At 57.6% G+C, this 19,007-nt stretch carries 14 protein-coding genes; 8 read left to right on the forward strand and 6 right to left on the reverse strand.

The genetic code is table 11. The features are described 5' to 3' along the window. The first annotated feature begins 17 nt into the window (after window positions 1–17). A complete protein-coding gene (gene acs / locus EDF70_RS23705) occupies window positions 18–1,973 on the forward strand; it encodes an acetate--CoA ligase (RefSeq protein WP_132278607.1) in 1,956 nt (651 codons plus the stop codon). A gap of 70 nt (window positions 1,974–2,043) precedes the next feature. Here the strand turns inward: acs and EDF70_RS23710 are convergent, their stop codons facing one another. Together EDF70_RS23710 and EDF70_RS23715 are read right to left on the reverse strand one after the other, a co-directional pair. Beyond that, window positions 2,044–2,442 (reverse strand): thermonuclease family protein, encoded by a 399-nt coding sequence (locus EDF70_RS23710; protein ID WP_245519309.1) that lies wholly within the window; start codon window positions 2,440–2,442, stop codon window positions 2,044–2,046. Between the two features lie 93 nt (window positions 2,443–2,535). Then, window positions 2,536–2,754, reverse strand: coding sequence for a DUF1674 domain-containing protein (locus EDF70_RS23715; RefSeq protein ID WP_132278611.1), 219 nt, complete (start codon window positions 2,752–2,754; stop codon window positions 2,536–2,538). Window positions 2,755–2,862: 108 nt separating this feature from the next. Between EDF70_RS23715 and htpX the strand changes: the two genes are divergently transcribed. The 4 genes from htpX (at window position 2,863) to purH (ending at window position 8,690) form a co-directional block, all read left to right on the forward strand. After that, window positions 2,863–3,819: a zinc metalloprotease HtpX gene (htpX, locus tag EDF70_RS23720; RefSeq protein ID WP_132278613.1), complete on the forward strand. Its 957-nt coding sequence runs from the start codon at window positions 2,863–2,865 to the stop codon at window positions 3,817–3,819. Further along, the gene (locus EDF70_RS23725) at window positions 3,810–5,201 is read left to right on the forward strand and encodes a transcription antitermination factor NusB (protein WP_245519318.1); all 1,392 of its coding nucleotides are present in this window, start codon (window positions 3,810–3,812) and stop codon (window positions 5,199–5,201) included. The genes htpX and EDF70_RS23725 overlap by 10 nt, the downstream gene beginning before the upstream one ends. 97 nt (window positions 5,202–5,298) lie before the next feature. Beyond that, on the forward strand, window positions 5,299–6,987 hold the full coding sequence (locus EDF70_RS23730) for a heparinase II/III family protein (protein ID WP_348639732.1): 1,689 nt from the start codon (window positions 5,299–5,301) through the stop codon (window positions 6,985–6,987). Window positions 6,988–7,073: 86 nt separating this feature from the next. Next, entirely contained in the window at window positions 7,074–8,690 is a 1,617-nt protein-coding gene (gene purH / locus EDF70_RS23735) for a bifunctional phosphoribosylaminoimidazolecarboxamide formyltransferase/IMP cyclohydrolase (protein ID WP_132278617.1), read from the forward strand. Window positions 8,691–8,699: 9 nt separating this feature from the next. Here purH and EDF70_RS23740 read toward each other — a convergent pair whose 3' ends face one another. Both EDF70_RS23740 and EDF70_RS23745 read right to left on the reverse strand, forming a co-directional pair. After that, a complete protein-coding gene (locus tag EDF70_RS23740; RefSeq protein ID WP_245519310.1) occupies window positions 8,700–10,112 on the reverse strand; it encodes an MFS transporter in 1,413 nt (470 codons plus the stop codon). A gap of 10 nt (window positions 10,113–10,122) precedes the next feature. Then, a complete protein-coding gene (locus EDF70_RS23745) occupies window positions 10,123–14,859 on the reverse strand; it encodes an NAD-glutamate dehydrogenase (protein ID WP_132278619.1) in 4,737 nt (1,578 codons plus the stop codon). 171 nt (window positions 14,860–15,030) lie between these two features. On the opposite strand from EDF70_RS23745, the gene pdxY reads away from it, so the two are divergent. Next, window positions 15,031–15,903, forward strand: a complete 873-nt coding sequence (pdxY, locus tag EDF70_RS23750) for a pyridoxal kinase PdxY (protein WP_132278621.1) — start codon at window positions 15,031–15,033, stop codon at window positions 15,901–15,903. A 52-nt stretch (window positions 15,904–15,955) separates the two neighbouring features. Beyond that, window positions 15,956–16,594, forward strand: a complete 639-nt coding sequence (locus EDF70_RS23755; RefSeq protein ID WP_132278623.1) for a carbonic anhydrase — start codon at window positions 15,956–15,958, stop codon at window positions 16,592–16,594. 27 nt (window positions 16,595–16,621) lie between these two features. On the opposite strand, the gene EDF70_RS23760 is transcribed toward EDF70_RS23755, so the two are convergent. Beyond that, window positions 16,622–17,434, reverse strand: coding sequence for a lytic transglycosylase domain-containing protein (locus tag EDF70_RS23760; RefSeq protein ID WP_245519311.1), 813 nt, complete (start codon window positions 17,432–17,434; stop codon window positions 16,622–16,624). 194 nt (window positions 17,435–17,628) lie between these two features. After that, complete coding sequence (locus EDF70_RS23765) at window positions 17,629–18,663, reverse strand: aspartate-semialdehyde dehydrogenase (protein ID WP_132278627.1); 1,035 nt, start codon at window positions 18,661–18,663, stop codon at window positions 17,629–17,631. 47 nt (window positions 18,664–18,710) lie between these two features. Between EDF70_RS23765 and EDF70_RS30060 the strand changes: the two genes are divergently transcribed. Then, window positions 18,711–19,001, forward strand: coding sequence for a hypothetical protein (locus EDF70_RS30060; RefSeq protein ID WP_165932113.1), 291 nt, complete (start codon window positions 18,711–18,713; stop codon window positions 18,999–19,001). Window positions 19,002–19,007 lie beyond the last annotated feature (6 nt).

Below are 19,007 nucleotides of genomic sequence, written 5' to 3' on the forward strand. Positions count from 1 at the left end.
AATGAGGGAGGAGTTTCATGTCCGAAAAAATCTATCCGGTTCTCAAGTCGACGAGGGCAAAAGCACTGATCGACAAGGAAAAATATGAAAAGTGGTACGAGGAGAGCATCGAGGATCCGGATAAGTTCTGGGGCAAGCACGGCCGACGCATCGACTGGTTCAAGCCCTATACAAAGGTCAAGAATACCTCCTTCAAAGGCAAGGTTTCCATCAAGTGGTTCGAGGATGGCCTGACCAATGTCTCCTATAACTGCATCGACAGACACCTGAAGACGCATGGGGAGCGCACCGCCATCATCTGGGAAGGCGACAATCCCTACATCGACAAAAAGATCACCTATAACCAGCTTTATGATCAGGTCTGCCGCATGGCGAACGTGCTGAAGAAGCACGGCGTGAAGAAGGGCGATCGGGTCACGATCTATATGCCGATGATCCCGGAAGCCGCTTACGCGATGTTGGCCTGCGCGCGCATCGGCGCTGTGCATTCGGTGGTTTTCGGTGGTTTTTCGCCGGAAGCCTTGGCCGGCCGCATCATTGATTGTGAATCGACGTTCGTGATTACCTGTGACGAGGGCGTGCGCGGCGGAAAGCCGGTGCCGCTGAAAGAAAACACCGACAAGGCCATTCACATTGCCGCCCGCCAGTATGTCACGGTCAATAAGGTGCTGGTCGTGCGCCGGACCGGCGGCAAGACCAATTGGGCGCCGGGCCGCGACCTCTGGTATCATCAGGAAATCGCCACGGTTAAACCGCATTGCGAACCGGTGAAGATGAAGGCGGAAGATCCGCTTTTCATCCTCTACACGTCCGGCTCCACCGGCAAGCCGAAAGGCGTATTGCACACGACTGGTGGTTATCTCGTCTACGCGGCGATGACGCACGAATACACGTTCGACTACCAGGATGGCGATATCTACTGGTGCACGGCGGATGTCGGCTGGGTGACGGGACATTCCTATCTGGTTTATGGCCCCATGGCGAACTGTGCGACGACGCTGATGTTCGAAGGTGTGCCGAATTTCCCTGACAGCGGGCGTTTCTGGGAAATTGTCGACAAGCACAAGGTCAACATTTTTTATACCGCACCGACAGCGATCCGCTCGCTGATGAGTGTCGGAGACGATTTTGTCACCCGCTCCTCACGCTCCAGCCTGCGTCTGCTTGGTACGGTCGGCGAGCCGATCAATCCGGAAGCCTGGGAATGGTATTACAACGTGGTGGGCGACAAACGGTGCCCGGTGGTCGATACCTGGTGGCAAACCGAAACAGGCGGTCACATGATAACGCCTCTGCCCGGTGTTACCGACCTCAAGCCGGGTTCTGCGACAAAACCATTCTTTGGTGTCCAGCCGCAGCTCGTCGATAATGAAGGCAATGTTCTTGAAGGCGCTGCCGACGGAAATCTCTGCATCATTGACAGCTGGCCAGGTCAGATGCGCAGCGTTTACGGCGATCACGAACGCTTCATTCAAACCTATTTCTCCACCTACAAGGGGAAATATTTTACCGGCGACGGCTGCCGTCGTGATGAGGACGGATATTACTGGATCACCGGCCGTGTCGATGATGTTCTCAACGTTTCCGGTCACCGTCTTGGTACTGCCGAAGTCGAGTCAGCTCTGGTCTCCCACAATCTCGTGTCGGAGGCCGCTGTTGTTGGTTACCCGCACGGCCTCAAGGGACAGGGCATCTACTGCTATGTCACGCTGATGGCCGGCAATGAGGGTACGGACACGCTGCGACAGGAACTGGTAAAACACGTCCGTAACGAGATCGGACCCATCGCCACCCCGGACAAGATCCAGTTCGCTCCCGGCCTGCCGAAAACACGATCCGGCAAGATCATGCGCCGCATCCTGCGCAAGATTGCCGAGGATGATTTTGGCGCTCTTGGCGATACGTCAACACTTGCAGATCCGGCGGTTGTCGACGATCTGATCGCCAATCGTCAGAACAAGATTGACGCCTGACTTGCGAAAGGAAGGGGTGAAAGCCCCTTACTTATTGCGCAAATTTCAAATCGGCCGCCGCCGGATTTTTTCAGCTATTGCAAACCTCTGTTGGCTTGCGGCCGCCATCATATGCCCGAACCAAGCCCATGCGTTGCATGCTGTCGGCGGCACTTCGGCCGTCTGGCAACATGACGTCCGCAACGATCCGGCCAAAATATTTGTCGCCGGAGATGTGGATGAGCTGAACTCTTTCGGATGGCGCCATCAGCCCTTCCAGGGCCTTTCGGGCTTCGCTGCCTGCTTCACGAATGCGCGGGCATTTCGATTTCATTTCCGGTGCATCGATTCCGCGGATGCGAACATAGACTTCCATGCGTTGCTGCGGCCAGGGTCTTGCCTCGACCAGCAAAGTATCGCCATCGATGATCCGCAATATCTCGGCTTCGACAGGTCCCGCGATTTCGTCTCGTGCCAACGCTTCGGTCATGAAGACCGACAGGAAGGCGGAGATGACGATAACTATTTTCGACATAAAAGGAATAAATTCCAATTCATGCCGAAAATCAATAGGAATATTTACTTAGAAATCGATTGCTCGACCGTTGATTTCCCAATCTCCAAAACGGGCGGGATCGGCCCCGCCGCGGCCGCCAAACTCTTCGGGCATTTCCGCCTGAGCAATCGCCTGGCGGCGTTCCTCGGCTTCCTGCAGGGCACGTTGTGCGGCTGGCGATAGCGGCTTGTGTGTAACGTTTGGCTCTATCATGGATTCGGCATTATCATTGTCGGCAGTTTGCATTCACGTCACCGGATGGTTCATTGAAATGTCAGGCTGAATTTCCCACATCATAAGCCGTTCAAGCCAATTGGAAAACCCTTCGGTTAACTGGCAACGGGAGAGATGACGATGAATATGATGCGCACCGCCATGCTTCTGGCCTTCATGACGGCCTTGTTCATGGGGGTAGGCCTTTTGATCGGCGGCAAGGGCGGTATGATGATCGCGCTTGTGATCGCAGCCGGCATGAACCTGTTTTCCTACTGGAATTCGGACAGGATGGTACTGTCCACCTACCATGCACAGGAAGTGGACGAGCGTAACGCCCCGGAATTTTTCCATATGATTCGTGACTTGTCGGCCAATGCAGGGCTGCCGATGCCGCGCGTCTACGTTTACGACAACCCGCAGCCGAACGCCTTTGCCACCGGCCGCAATCCCGAGAACGCGGCCGTTGCTGCCTCTACCGGTCTTGTGGAAAGTCTCACACCGGAGGAAGTGGCGGGTGTGATGGCGCACGAACTGGCCCATATCCAGAACCGCGACACGCTCATCATGACAATCACCGCGACGTTTGCCGGTGCCATTTCCATGCTTGCGAATTTTGGCATGTTCTTCAGTGGCAATCGCAATAACCCTCTTGGCATTGTCGGCACTATCGTTGCCATGATCGTGGCTCCCTTTGCAGCCATGCTGGTGCAGATGGCGGTCAGCCGCACCCGCGAATATTCCGCCGATCGCAGAGGTGCTGAAATCTGCGGCAATCCGATGTGGCTTGCCTCGGCACTCGCGAAAATTTCCGGCGCGGCACATTCCATTCCGAATTACGATGCCGAGCGTAATCCGGCGACCGCGCATATGTTCATCATCAATCCGTTGTCCGGCGAGCGCATGGACAATCTGTTTTCCACCCACCCAAATACCGATAACCGGATCGCTGCCCTGCAACAGATGGCCGGTTCTTTCGATGGTGCCACCTCGACTGGCGGCTTTCAGGCTGCTAAACCCCAGCGCGCCGCACGTTCCGTACCCAATACCGGCTGGGGCCGCGGCTCTGATGAACCGCGCAAAGGTCCCTGGTCTTGAACGAGAACAAAAACAAGAAATCTTCGACATCAGGAAATGGTCAGCGGCCCCCTCGCCCGGTCTTTTCCGATAAGCCGGGCCTGGAAGTGCGCATGACCGCCGCCAAGTTTCTTGGGGCGGTGATTGATCGCAAGATTTCTCTCGATGGGATGCTTGATCTCAATCAGGGCAATGCAGCCTACAAAGCGCTGAGCGATGCCGACCGTGCATTGACGCGCGCAATTCTGACGACCGCTCTGCGCCATCTTCTGCGTCTGGAGGCGGCCATCAACTCTCTTCTCGAGACGCCACTTCCCGAAGGCGCTCGTGCGCTCCATCACGTATTTATCGTTGCTGCTGCCCAGATCCTGCATCTGGATGTGCCCGCTCATGCGGTTGTTGATCTTGCAGTCGAGCAGGCCAATCGCGATCCGCGAAACCGCCGTTTTGCCAAACTGGTGAATGCCGTGCTGCGTCGTATGGTGCGGGAGAAGGACGATATTCTCGCGAGAACTGCGGAAATTTCGCCGGTGCCGTCCTGGTTCCACGCACGGCTTGTCAAAGCCTATGGCGTTGAAGATGCCATGCGCATTGCCGAGGCCCAGCTGTGGCCGCCGGCTATTGATCTCACCGTCAAGTCCGATGTCGAGGGCTGGGCTGATAAGCTGCATGGCTGGATACTTCCGACTGGAAGCATACGGCTTCCGGCTTTCGAAGGTTCGGTCGGTGGCATTGAAGGATATGCAGACGGTGTTTGGTGGGTGCAGGACGCTGCTGCTGCGATCCCGGCCAAGCTTTTTGGCGATCTGAAGGGCAAACGGATCGCGGATCTGTGTGCCGCGCCCGGAGGCAAGACGGCTCAGCTTGCTGCAGCTGGTGCCGATGTGATTGCGATCGAGCAATCCGCCAATCGTGTGCGCAGATTGCAGGAAAATCTTGATCGCCTGAAGCTGTCCGTCGAGGTGCGGCAGGCCGATCTTTTCGACTTCAAGCCGGATGAGTTGCTTGACGGTGTACTGCTTGATGCGCCCTGCTCGTCCACCGGTACGACCCGGCGCCATCCTGATGTGCTCTGGACGAAAGGCCCAGACGATATCGGCAAGCTGGCGGTGCTACAGGAGCGTATGCTTCGTCATGCGATCACATTGGTGAAGCCGGGCGGGCTTGTCGTTTTTTCGAACTGCTCGCTCGATCCTCTCGAGGGCGAAGCCTTGGTCGCCAAGGTTCTTGCGGATAATCCCAACATTGTCCGCGTGCCGGTCGATCCAGCCGCTTGGCCCGGATTGGAAGCAGCCATCACGCCGCTCGGCGAGTTCCGCACCACTCCGGCGCTTCTTCAGCCAACGGACGGCTTTGCCGGCGGCATGGATGGCTTCTTTGCGGCAGTGCTTTCTCCGCGCTAACCGTTTCTTCATCATAAAAGACAATACTTTTTTAGGTTTGGAGGATGATTCCGTCGCCGGATAACGGCTGGCGCATCATGCTCGTGGGAGTTTTGCATTGTCGACACGCGTGGCAGATCGCCGGGGATCGTTTTCCGCCGGCCTGCAGCAGGCTCGTTACAGGTTTTGCCTGGCGTGGCTGGCCTTGCGCATGCCGCTGACCCGGCCGTCTCTGCGCGTACCGGACAGATTGATCGTCGCGCCTACCGATTTGCGCGCGACCGATCCCTACATTGCCGAGGAAATTCTCGAAGGGCGTTTTCCCCTTGCCGGACGTGTTCTGGTCACCGATGGGGAATCGCCGTTCACGCTGCAATTGCCGTCGCGCGGGTTTGCCGAAAGGCTGCATTCCTTCTCCTGGCTGCGTCATATCCGGACAGCAAAAACCGATACTGCCTGCGCGAACGCGCGTTCGATCACGGCCAACTGGATTGCCCTGCACGGCAAGAGAATTTCGGGTATCGCCTGGGAACCGCATGTCACGGCCGAGCGGCTGATTGCCTGGCTGTCGCACTCGACGGTCGTGCTGCAGGGCAGTGACAGCGTCTTTTATCGTCGCTTTATGAAGAGCCTCGCCTACCAGGCCAAATATCTCCGCAAGATAGCCGATTACTTGCCCGAAACGGAGACGCGTCTGCGCCTGCAGATAGCACTTGCCATGGCTGCAATCGCCATGCCGTCCTCGCCTTCTGCCCTGCGCCGCCAGGGACTAAAACTAGACCGTGAACTGGAACGTCAGATTCTCGCTGATGGTGGCCACGCATCACGCAACCCGCGGCTGGTTCTTGACCTGCTGCTTGATCTTTTGCCTTTGCGCCAGACCTATATCAATCTTGGCCATGATGTGCCGCAGAAGCTCATACCGACGATAGACCGGATGTACCCGGCATTGCGCTTCTTCCGTCATCAGGATGGTGATCTCGCGCTGTTCAACGGCGCAAGTGCAACGCCTGCGACGGAACTCCTGTCTGTGCTCAGATATGACGAGACATCGGGTAAACCGTTCAAGGCCCTACCGCATATCCACTACCATCGGCTGGCAGCGGACGACACGACTGTCATCGTCGATACCGGAGCGCCTGAAACCGCCCAGGCTGCTCATGCGGCGCATGCGGGCTGCCTTGCCTTTGAAATGTCGGCGGGTCGGCATCGCTACATCATCAATGCCGGCATGCCGAAATTTGCCGGCCGCAGCTACAGAATGCTTGCCCGCGCCACGGCTACGCATTCCACTATCACCTTGAATGAAACCTCGTCCTCAAAACTGTCCAAAACACCGTTTGGCCTGTCCGTGATGGAGCCGTTTCAGGTGACGCATTGCGATCGTTCGGACGATGCGCAGGGCAATGACTGGCTGAGCGCCACGCATGATGGATATCTGGCCCAATTCGGTTACCTGCATTCCCGCGAAATCGGCATGAATGTCAAAGGGTCCAAGATCAAGGGCCATGATCGCTTTTATATGCCGGATGGCGCAACGCGTACTGGAACCAAGGATCTCGTTGCCGTTGCCCGTTTCCATATCCATCCGTCGATTTCCCTGTCGAGGATCGATGCCGAAACGGTGCTGATGGATGCGCCTGACGGAGATGCATGGCTTTTCACGGCGCCCGGGCTTGAGGTCGAAATCGAGGAAGACATCTTTTTTGCCGATGTTTCCGGTGTGCGCGAAACGGAGCAGTTGACGATTACCTTTACGCTTCCGATGATCACCGAAATCCGCTGGATGCTGAAACGATCGGAATAGCGCGGTTTCTTCTCTCTCAAACCTGTGCTAACGCGGCGCCTTAAGGCGCCCGATCGTCTACGGGCGCGACCAGATGGAGAAGCCCGATGGCCGTCGTGTCCAAAAAAATCCCTGCTCCCGACAAGGTGAAAATCCGTACCGCGCTTTTGTCGGTATCGGACAAGACCGGCATCATCGAGCTTGCCCAAGCGCTGGTTGAACAGGGTGTACGCCTTCTGTCGACCGGTGGAACGCATAAGGCCATTGCCGCAGCAGGCCTTGCGGTCACCGATGTTTCGGAAGTGACCGGCTTTCCGGAAATTATGGATGGTCGCGTCAAGACGCTGCATCCAAGCGTGCATGGCGGCCTGCTTGCCATCCGTGACGACGAAGACCATGTGGCGGCGATGAAGGAGCACGGCATCGATGGCATCGATCTTGCCGTCATCAATCTTTACCCGTTCGAAGAAGTTCGCGCTGCCGGCGGTGATTACCCGACCACGGTTGAAAACATCGATATCGGCGGCCCGGCGATGATCCGCGCTTCTGCCAAGAACCATGCCTATGTGACCATTGTTACCGATCCGTCCGATTATCCGGCATTGATCGAAGCGTTGCGCAGCAATGATGGCCAGACCGCCTACGTCTTCCGTCAGAAGCTGGCGGCAAAAGCCTATGCCCGCACCGCGGCCTATGACACGACTATCTCCAACTGGTTTGCCGAAGCGCTCGACATCGAAATCCCGCGCTACCGCACCATCGGTGGCGTGTTGAAGGAAGAGATGCGTTACGGCGAAAACCCGCACCAGAGCGCTGGCTTTTATGTCACCGGCGAAAACCGTCCGGGCGTCGCAACCGCCACGCTTCTGCAGGGCAAGCAGCTTTCCTACAACAACATCAACGACACCGATGGTGCGTTTGAGCTGATCGGCGAATTTTCGGCCGATAACGGCCCGGCTTGTGCCATCATCAAGCACGCCAACCCGTGTGGTGTAGCTACCGGCCCGACGCTGAAAGATGCCTATATGCGCGCACTTGCCTGCGACAGCACTTCTGCCTTTGGCGGCATTATCGCGCTTAACCAGTTGCTGGATGGCGAGACGGCGGAAGAGATCGTCAAGCTGTTCACCGAGGTCATCATCGCGCCGGAAGTGTCTGAAGAGGCCAAGGCCATCATTGCCAAAAAGCCGAACCTTCGCCTGCTCGTCACCGGCGGTCTGCCTGATCCCCGCTCGCGCGGGATTACCGCCAAGACTGTCGCTGGCGGCGTACTTGTCCAGACCCGCGACAATGGCATGATCGAGGACATCGACCTGCGCGTTGTCACCAAGCGCGCTCCGACACCGACGGAATTGGAAGATCTGAAATTCGCTTACAAGGTTGCCAAGCACGTCAAATCCAACGCGATCGTTTACGCGAAGCAGGGCCAGACAGCCGGCATCGGTGCCGGCCAGATGAGCCGCATCGATTCCGCTCGGATTGCCGGTCTCAAGGCTGAGGAAGCTGCCAAGACCATGGGTTGGGCTGAGCCGATGACGAAGGGTTCAGCCGTTGCATCGGAAGCGTTTTTCCCGTTCGCGGATGGCCTGCTTTCGGCCATTTCAGCTGGCGCTACATCGGTTATCCAGCCGGGTGGCTCGATGCGAGATGCGGAAGTGATTGCCGCTGCCGATGAACACGGTATTGCAATGGTCTTCACCGGCATGCGCCATTTCCGGCACTAAAGTCGGAATTTATTGCGCCGGAGGTTCTTCCGGCGTTCTGGCCTGATCGGGCGTTGTGACCAGCAATGCAAGGCCGGCCGATAGAAAGATGACGAGCGTCGCCATGCCGATATGGGCCGAACCCGTGGCATAGGTGGCGATGGAGAAAAACAGGGTGGCGAGAAAACTCGTCGCCCTGCCTGACAGGGCATAGATGCCGAAATAGCGACCCGATTCCGATAGGCTCACGCTGCGTGCCATGTAGGAGCGCGACGACGCCTGAACTGGCCCGAAGGCAATGCCGATCAGCATTCCGAACAGGATGTAAGCCTTTTCCGCCGCGGTGCCGAACAGGCCGCCACCATCTTCCATCGACAGAGGCAGCAGCCCGAAAAGAACGCTGCCCGGATTGGTCGATATGATGCCCGCCGTTGCCACCAGCAAAAGGGCAAGGCTGATGATCACGACTTTTCTGGAACCCAGTGAGCGGTCGATCCATCCGGCGGCGATACAGCTGAAAACCGCGACGACGTTCAGAATGATGCCATAAATGCCGATCTCGATTGTCGCCCAGCCGAACATCCCGGCAGCAAAGGCGCCACCGAGGATCAGCAGGCCGTTGACCCCATCCTGATAAAGCATGCGGGCAATCAGAAAGCGCATGAGGTTCGGGCGATGTCGCAATTCGCCGATCGTGCCGCGCAGTTCGCTCAAGCCCGACACGACTGCCTGACGCAGCGGCAGGCCCTTGGCGGCATCCGGGGTGAAAAAGAACATCGGCAGGATGAAGAGAAAATACCAGATGGCCGAGAGTGGGCCTGTCACGCGTGCATCGTCACCCGTTGACGGATCGAGACCAAACAGCGGTTCCATGCCGATGATGGTCAAGCCGCTGCGAGGATCGCCGGCCAGAAACGCCACGACCAGTATGAGCACCAGCATGCCACCGAGATAACCCAGCCCCCAGGCGATATTGGATATACGCCCGACCTCCTTCTCGCTGACCAGCCGCGGCATCATTGAATCGTTGAAGACCACCGAAAATTCGGCGGCAAGCGAGGCCAGTACCATGAAAAGTAGCGGCCAGATGATCGGCGATCCGGGCGCTGCAAACCACAGCATCCCCAGGCTGGCGATCTTTATGACGGCAAAGAAGGCGATCCATGGCTTTCGTGCGCCGGATTGATCGGCAATGGATCCCAGCACGGGCGAAAGGATGGCGATCAACAGTGCCGAGATGGTCGCCATGTTGCTCCATGCGGCCTGAGCGGCCACTGGATCTTCGGTCATCCGGGCCACAAGATATGGCCCGAAGATGAAGGTCGTTACCACCGTGAAGAATGGCTGGGCCGCCCAGTCGAACAACATCCAGCCCCAGATACCAAGGCGCGATGTCCTTGGCTCCGGAGCGGGATTGCTGGTCGAGTTGGGCGCCGTTCCCATTAGCCGGCGACTAGGCGCTGCGATGGGCGAGATCGCCCAACAGGCCGGCAGCCACGGTCACCTTGGCCAGCGTCACATCCGCACCATCGCTCAGCGCGATCAACTCGGCGCTGATGCGGTTGACGCGCTGGCGGTCACCTGCATACCAAGCTTCCACCGGCTTCTTGTCGCGGGCGTGTGTCGAAAGCGCTGCAATAACGATATCGCGGCGGGCGACCGTGATCTGCTGCAGGCTGCGGGTCAGGGCCAGGCTTTCGTAATGATCCGTGGTCGTCACCCGTTCGCCGGAGTCCAGCAGACGTCCGATACGGAAGATTTCGCTGACGGCAAAATAGGCTTCCGTTGCGCGCGCCAGGGATTCGCCGGTGCGTTCGGCAACGACCATGATCTCCGGGGCCAACACGAGTGTCGGCAGAGCGCGCAGTTTGTGCGAAAGTTCCTCCGAGATGCCGGCTGTTTCCAGTTCGGCATCGGCCGGCAGATCCTTCAGGGATGCGCGCATTCCCTTGATCGCTGTGGCCAGACGACGGCCTGCTGTTTCCAGAAGGCCATCGGCAGTCTTGGTCTGCAGGATCAGGCGGGTTGCATCGGCGAAAATATCCTCGACGCGTGCGTAGAGCATGTTCTGGATCGTGCCCGGAAGCTGATTATCGAGAGCATCGATTTCCTGCCAAAGCTGCGGCAGGCCAAAGCTTTCGCGTGCCAGGAAGGCTGCCTTGACGACATCTGCCGGTGTGCTGCCGGTAATGTCGACCATCTGCTGCACAAAACCGGGACCACCGCGATTGATCGTTTCGTTGGCGAGCAAGGTCGCCACGATTTCGCGATGTAGACGATGGCCAGCTATATCGGCGGCGTAGGCCTTCTTCATGCCGGCCGGGAAATAGTCGGCCAATGTGACCGCCATAAACGGATCGTCCGGCAGCGCGCTTTCGAGAATATCATCGAACAGGACAATCTTGGCATAGGAAAGAAGCACGCCAATTTCCGGCCGGGTCAAAGGTTTGCCGGCAATATAACGATCCGCCATGGTCGGGTCGTCGGGCAGGGTCTCCACCTTGCGGTTCAACTGGCCGCGCGATTCGAGAACCGACATCAGGCGCGACAGCACTTCACGGTCCCGCAAGCCCTTGCGTTCGGAAAGCGAGATTGCCAGCGACTGAAGATAGTTGTTGCGTAGGACGAGGGCTGCGACTTCTTCCGTCATCGATGTGAGCAGGCGATTGCGCTTTTCACGCGGCAGGCGGCCTTCCTTCATCGCGGGGCTGAGAGCAATCTTGATATTGACCTCAACGTCGGAAGAATTGACGCCTGCCGAGTTATCTATTGCGTCGGAATTGCAGCGACCGCCAGCCAAGGCATAGGCGATGCGTCCCTTCTGGGTGACGCCAAGATTTGCGCCCTCCCCGATCACCTTGGCGCGGATTTCGCCTGCCGTCACACGGATCGGGTCGTTGGCACGGTCTCCCACTTCAGCATCGGTTTCGGAGGTTGCCTTGATGTAGGTGCCGATGCCACCGAACCACAGGAGATCGACCGGGCTTTTCAGGATTGCCGTGAGAATTTCGAAGGGTGTGGCCGTGGTTTTGCCAAGGTCGATTGCGGCCGCCGCTTCCGGCGTCAACTTCACCGACTTTTCCGACCGCGAAATGATCATCGCACCCTTGGACATGACGGAGCGGTCATAGTCCTGCCAGCTCGAACGCGGCAGCGCGAACATACGTTCGCGCTCGGCAAAGCTTTTTACCGTATCCGGATTGGGATCGATGAAGATGTCGCGATGGTCGAAGGCCGCGATCAGGCGGATTTCGCGTGACAGCAGCATACCGTTGCCGAAAACGTCACCCGACATGTCACCGACACCGGCGACGGTGAAAGGCGTGGTTTGAATGTCGATATCCTGCTCGCGGAAATGCCGTTTTACGGTTTCCCAGGCGCCGCGCGCGGTGATGCCCATCTTCTTGTGATCGTAACCGGCCGAGCCGCCCGAGGCAAAGGCGTCGTCCAGCCAGAAGCCGGCTTCCTGGGCAAGGCCGTTGGCCGTATCGGAGAAGGTGGCTGTGCCCTTGTCGGCGGCAACGACGAAATAGGGATCATCGTCATCGACGCGTACCGTATCTGCCGGGGCGACGACTTCGCCGTCGACGATATTGTCGGTGATCGACAACAGCGTGCGGATATAGGTCATATAAGCAGCGCGACCGGCGTTGAAGATTTCGTCGCGGTTACCGCCGACCGGAAGCTTCTTGGGGAAGAAGCCACCCTTGGCGCCAACCGGCACGATGACGGCATTCTTGACCTGCTGTGCCTTCACGAGGCCCAACACCTCCGTTCGATAATCTTCGCCGCGATCAGACCAGCGCAGACCGCCGCGGGCAACCTTGCCGAAACGAAGGTGCACGCCTTCGACCTCAGTGCCATAGACGAACATTTCACGAAATGGACGCGGCTCTGGCAGATTGTCGAGCTGTTTCGGGTCAAGTTTGAAGGCAAGCATGGCATTGGGCTTGCCGTTTTCGTCGCGCTGGAAATAGTTCGTTCTCAGAGTCGAATCGATGGCATTGGCGAAACGACGAAACGTGCGGTCGTCGTCGAGATTGGGAACATCGGCAAGCGCTGCTTCGATCTTGTCATGGCGCTCGGACAGTTTTTTGTGGCGCTTCTTGTCGCTCAGTTCTGGATCAAAGCCATCGTGGAAAAGCTTCAGCAGATCGGTGGCGATTTTCGGATATCGCGCCATCGTGTCGGCGATATGGTTCTGTGAATAGACGATGCCGGTCTGGCGCAGATAGCGGGCATAGGCCCGCAGAACCGTCACTTCGCGCGCTGAAACACCGCAAAGCAGGACGAGGCGATTGAAGCTGTCATTGTCGATCAGGCCGAAATAGGCATCGAGAAATGCTTCCTCGAGCTGCGGCGCCTGACGGACGAAGTCGATCTTGCTGTCGGCATTGACGCGCAGTTCCATGTCATGCACGACGACGAGCGTTTTTGCGCCCTGTTGTTCGACTTCAAGCTCAAACGTCTGTTCGCTCAAGACCTGGAAGCCCAGGTTTTCCAGAAGCGGCACGCGGCGTGACAGCGAAAGCTGGCCGGCCTGGTGGAATAGCTTCAGCGAAAGCGTTGTCTCATCGTCGGCACCGCTTCGATAAAACTCGATGCGGATCGGCTCACCATTGGCGCAGGCGTTGATGTCGTCCAGATCGCCAAACACGTCTTCAGGCGTAAAGGCTTCCTGATAGGCCTGGGTTGTGTGCAGCACGGGTTGATGCGGCCCTGCCAATGTCGCAAAACGCTCGCTCCATGGGGTCGCGATATCGCGAATGGTTGCTTCCAGCTTTGGCTGCGGAATGCGCGGCGTCTTGCCGCCTGTTCGTCCGATGATGAAATGGACGCGGGCTATGCCGCCTTCGGGGAAAGCCGGATAATAGGCGGAAACATGTCCTTCGTATGTAGCGGAAAGGTACTCCCCAACCTTTTCGCGCACGTAAGAATTGTAGTTTTCACGTGGAACATAAATGATCACGGATACGAAACGATCGAACTGGTCAATGCGTGGCAGAACCCGTACTCTCGGCCGCTCCGCCAGTTCCATGATCTGTTCGCAGAACCTGATCAGCACATCCGCGTGAATCTGGAAAAGATCGTCACGCGGATAGGATTCGAGCGTGTTCTTGAGCATACGGCCGGAATGGCTCAGCCGATCGAAGCCGAAATGCTCCTTGATGCGTTTGGCTTTAGCGCGAATAAGCGGGATCTCGCTGACCGAATGGGTATAGGCGGTTGCCGTGAACAGGCCGACGACACGCAGCTCACCGATGACCTTGCCAGCCTCATCGAAGCGCTTGATGCCGACATAGTCCATATAGGCGCGACGATGGACGACGGATTTGACATTGGCTTTGGTGACAATCAGGAAATCCGGTCCCTCGAGGAATTCGAGAATTTCCGGCGTGGTCATCACGGCGCTCTTGCCCTGGCGCAACACAAGCACGTCCGGATCGGACAGAATGCCGAGGCCACGTTCGCTGGCGCGCTCGAACTGGGCATTCTTGCCACTGCCCGAATAGGTGTATTCGCGCATGCCGAGGAAGGTGAAATTGTCGTCACGCAGCCATTCGAGGAAGGCGAGTGCCTCATCGCGCTCGGCTTTTTTGCGCGCCACCGCCGTCAGGTCGGTGATCGTCGTATCGAGCCGGGCAAGCATGGCCTGCCAATCATGGATCGCGAGGTGAACCTGGCCGAGAACCTTGTCTATGCGCTGTTTGAGGTCGCTTACCTGCTCCGGCGTCAACAGCGGGATGTGCAGCTGGATCAGGCTGACGGTATGCTCCGAATCGACCGGCGCCTCGCCGGGGTGGAAAACAGGTTCCTTGCCGTCTTCGACATGCAGGATGGGATGAACGGCAAGAGTCAGATCGCGATAGCTGCTGGTCACTTCGCCCATGACCGAGTCGTAGAGGAAGGGCTGATTGTGATCGACGATCGTCAGCACGGACACTGCAGTACCCGCCGGTTCGATTCCGGCCACCGCCTCGATTTGTACGCGAGCGTCCTTGTGGTCCCAGCCGGCCAGCGCCTTTCGAGCCTGCTCGGCAGAAAGCGCGAGCATTTCGGGCGTATAATTCGCAAGGTCGTCCTTGCTTGCCCGGCTGAAGAGGAGATGCGGATCAAGCGCATTCTTGGTTGCGATGCGGCGTGCCGCGTCGATCTGCTTGTCTTTTTTCGGATTGCGCTTCGTTTCCATGGGCATTCCTCTCCCAGATCATTTTATGGCGTCTGCGGCAGACAAACCGAAGCAGACGGTTATCTTATGTTAGCCGATTGCTATCCGGTTATTCCACCGATCAACGAAGACTTGTTGACATAAACCGCTGAAAAACTGATCAACGAACCATTCGATCGAAAGTCTTTTTTCATGTCTGAAAACCCAAGCGCCGTCATCGTCATTTCCAGCCACGTCATACGTGGCTCGGTGGGCAACCGTGCCGCGGTCTTTGCACTCGAAACGCTTGGTTTTCCTGTGTGGGCATTGCCGACTGTGGTTCTTCCCTGGCATCCGGGACATGGTCGCTCGACCCGCATCGTGTTTTCCGAAGAGGAATTCGACAAGGTTATCGACGATTTGATCGCAGCGCCATGGATCGGTGAAGTTAAAGCCGTTTTGACCGGTTATTTCGGTCATCCGGGGCAACCGAAGGCGGTTGCCCGTCTCATACAGGCTTTACGTCAGAAAAATCCTGATGTTTTTTACGTCTGCGATCCCGTGATGGGGGATCTCGGTGGCCTCTACATTCCGCAGGCCACTGCCGAGGCGATCCGCGACGACCTTATTCCGCTTGCTTCTCTTGCTACGCCGAACCGGTACGAGCTGGCCTGGCTTTCGGGTGCGGAACTTGGCAGCAACGCAGAAATCATGGATGCGGCCGTCGCCCTCGGGCCTGCTCGCATGCTGGTAACCTCGGCCGTGCCGATGATGGCTGGTGGAACCGGAAATCTCTATCTGACGGGCAAGCTTGCACTTCTTGCCGAACATCGCCTGATCGAAAACCCGCCGAATGGCCTGGGTGATCTGCTTGCGGCTGTTTTTCTTGCACGGCTTCTTTCGGGGATGGATGAAGAGAAAGCGCTGCAACTGGCAACCGCCAGTGTTTATGAAGTGCTCGCCCGCACAGCCAAGCGCGGTGGCGACGAACTGGCGCTCGAAACCGATTCCGCAAGCCTTTCCACCCCTATGGCAATGGTCCAGCTGCGTCGATTGATCCACCCTTTGCAGAACGTTCGCCGATAAGGCGATATCGTGACCGTTGATTCTCGTCAGCGTGCACGATAAGCGTCTCGTCATGGACGCTTTTCCCGAACCTTTGCTTGCGGGCTACCGCAGCTTCATGAACGGTCGTTACGCAGATGCCAGCGAACGTTATCGCGTGCTGGCCGAGCACGGCCAGACCCCTCACACACTGCTCATCGCCTGTTGCGATTCGCGTGCGGCGCCGGAAGTCATTTTTGACTGCGGTCCGGGCGAGCTGTTCGTCGTGCGGAACGTCGCCAACATGGTGCCGCCATACGAGCCTGACAGCCAGTATCACGCAACGTCCGCAGCCGTCGAATATGCGGTACAGGTCCTGAAGATCGGCGATATCGTCATCATGGGGCATGGTCGTTGCGGCGGCATACAGGCGGCACTTGATCCCGCCATGGAGCCATTATCCGCAGGTGACTTCATCGGCCGATGGATGCAGCTTGTGAAACCCGCTGCCGAGCAGATCCAGAACAACGATCTGATGACGCAGGCTGAGCGGCAGACAGCGCTGGAGCGCGTCTCGATCCGCAATTCGATCAGCAACCTGATGAGTTTTCCGTTCGTGAAAAAGCTTCACGATGAAGGTGCGCTTAGGATCCATGGCGCCTGGTTCGACATATCGACCGGCGAACTCTGGATCATGAACGAGACGGGCGATTTCATCCGCCCGACTCTATGACATGAGTGACGAATAAGGATCGACGGCTTACTTGCCGTCGATCTGCGCGCCGATATGGGCAATTGCCTTCTGATACACAGAGGCGGCATTCCATCCCTGAATAGCGACAAAATTCGGTTCGCCAGGCTGATAGCCTGCACCGGCACGCCAGCCGTGGCCGCGCAGGAAGTTCGCGGTCGATGCCAGTGCATCGGCACGTGAGCGAACCATGTCGATATGGCCGTCGCCATCACCATCTGCACCAAAACGAATGACGTTCAATGGCAGGAACTGTGTCTGGCCGATTTCACCGTGGGCAGCACCCTTGGCGGTGACGCTCAGGTCACCGCGGGCAACGAGCTGCAGCGCAGCATAAAGCTGTTCAGTGAAAAACTCAGAGCGGCGGCAGTCATAGGCGAGCGTGGCGACTGCCGACAGCGTGTGCTGATTGCCAAGGTAGCTGCCGAAACCGGTTTCCATGCCCCAGATGGCGAGGAGCGGGCCGGCCGGAACGCCGTAACGGCGCTCGATCGAGGCAAACAGCGATGCGTTGCTGTTCTTCATGGTGCGGCCACGTGAAATGATCGTCTGGCCACCACGCTTCTTCATGAATTCTTCGAAAGAAAGCTTGAAGCTGCGCTGACCGCGGTCGGCGCGGATGGTGTCGCGATTATAGATGACGTTGGCGAATGAGCGATCCAGCACGGCCGGCGAAATGCCCTTGGAGGGCGCGATCTGCTTGAAATCCTGAACCCAGTTGGCAAAGCCGCTGCTGTCGTTTCCGCATGCCGCTGCCAGGGCAGGTGCCGCGGAAAAACCGAAGCCGATTGCAAGTATTCCGGAGAGGAAAAGCTTTTTCATGCGTGTCAGGTCCATCGTTCCGTTAGAGCAGCGGATAAGTCTATTCGCCGCAGGGCCATCGATATTCAGCTTATGGCAGAGTTTTCAACGCTCGCAACGCAAGGAAGAATGAACAGTTCGTGATCCTGCAGCGATTCGCATTTAAAAACCCCGCTTTTCAGCGGGGTTTTAGTATTACATGCTTACCAAAAGGTTCAGGCGGCCTGCTTGCGCGGCTTGATCAGGCCACGATTGACGAGAAGTTCGGCAATCTGGATCGCGTTCAATGCCGCACCCTTGCGCAGGTTGTCGGAAACAACCCAGATGTTGAGGCCGTTTTCGACTGTGGCATCTTCGCGGATACGGGAAATGTAGGTCGCGTCTTCGCCGGCCGATTCAAGCGGCGTGATGTAGCCACCGTTCTCGTGCTTGTCGATGACGAGGCAACCCGGTGCTTCGCGCAGGATGTCACGCGCCTGGTCGGCAGTGATCTCGTTTTCGAACTCGATATTGACCGATTCCGAGTGGCCGATGAAGACCGGTACGCGCACGGCAGTGCAGGTGACCTTGATCTTGGGATCGAGCATCTTCTTGGTTTCGGCCAGAACCTTCCACTCTTCCTTCGTATAGCCGTCTTCCATGAAGCTATCGATATGAGGAATGACGTTAAAGGCGATGCGCTTTGTGAACTTCTTGGCTTCGACCGGATCGGCGACGAAGACGGCGCGGGTCTGGGTGAAAAGTTCGTCCATGCCTTCCTTGCCGGCGCCGGAGACCGACTGGTAGGTGGAAACGACAACGCGCTTGATCTTGGCAAAATCATGCAGCGGCTTCAGGGCAACCACTAGCTGGGCCGTCGAGCAATTCGGATTGGCGATGATGTTCTTCTTGGCGAAGCCGACAATCGCGTCTGGGTTCACTTCCGGGACGATCAGCGGCACTTCGGAATCGTAACGCCAGGCGGACGAGTTGTCGATCACGACGCAGCCCTGCGCGCCGATCTTCGGCGACCACTTCTTGGAAGCATCGCCGCCAGCGGACATCAGGCAGATGTCGGTGTCGGAGAAATCGTAATGTTCGAGGTTGGAAACCTTCAGCGTCTTGTCGCCGTAGGAAACTTCTGTGCCCTGGCTGCGGGCGGAGGCGAGTGCCACCACTTCATCCGCCGGAAAGCCACGCTCGGAAAGAATGTTCAGCATTTCCCGGCCAACATTGCCGGTAGCGCCTGCGACTGCGATCTTGAAACCCATGATATGCTCTCTTTCTCTTCTCTCCTCGGCTGTGAGGGGAACCGGACATGTCGCCGGATCCTGATCCCCGGCCATACCGGGGAGAGAGCGGTGGGCCAGAGACGTCAGACGATTTTCGTCGTGGTTTTGGCCTTGGTTTTGGAAACAAAGAAGCATCCTCCGGCAGGTTGTGCCGGTTGATCATGGGCAGCGATGTCGAACCGCATATGGGCCATGGTGCTTCCTTTTCGCGCGAATTCATTAAAAGATTTGTGGAGGGAGTCAAGAGCGGTATGGGCGAACCGGTTACGCTGGACAAGCTTGCAGCCTTGGCCTTACACCGGAGCAATGCTTCTTAAGACAGG

This window comes from Neorhizobium sp. JUb45, assembly GCF_004343585.1.
Classification (GTDB): domain Bacteria; phylum Pseudomonadota; class Alphaproteobacteria; order Rhizobiales; family Rhizobiaceae; genus Neorhizobium.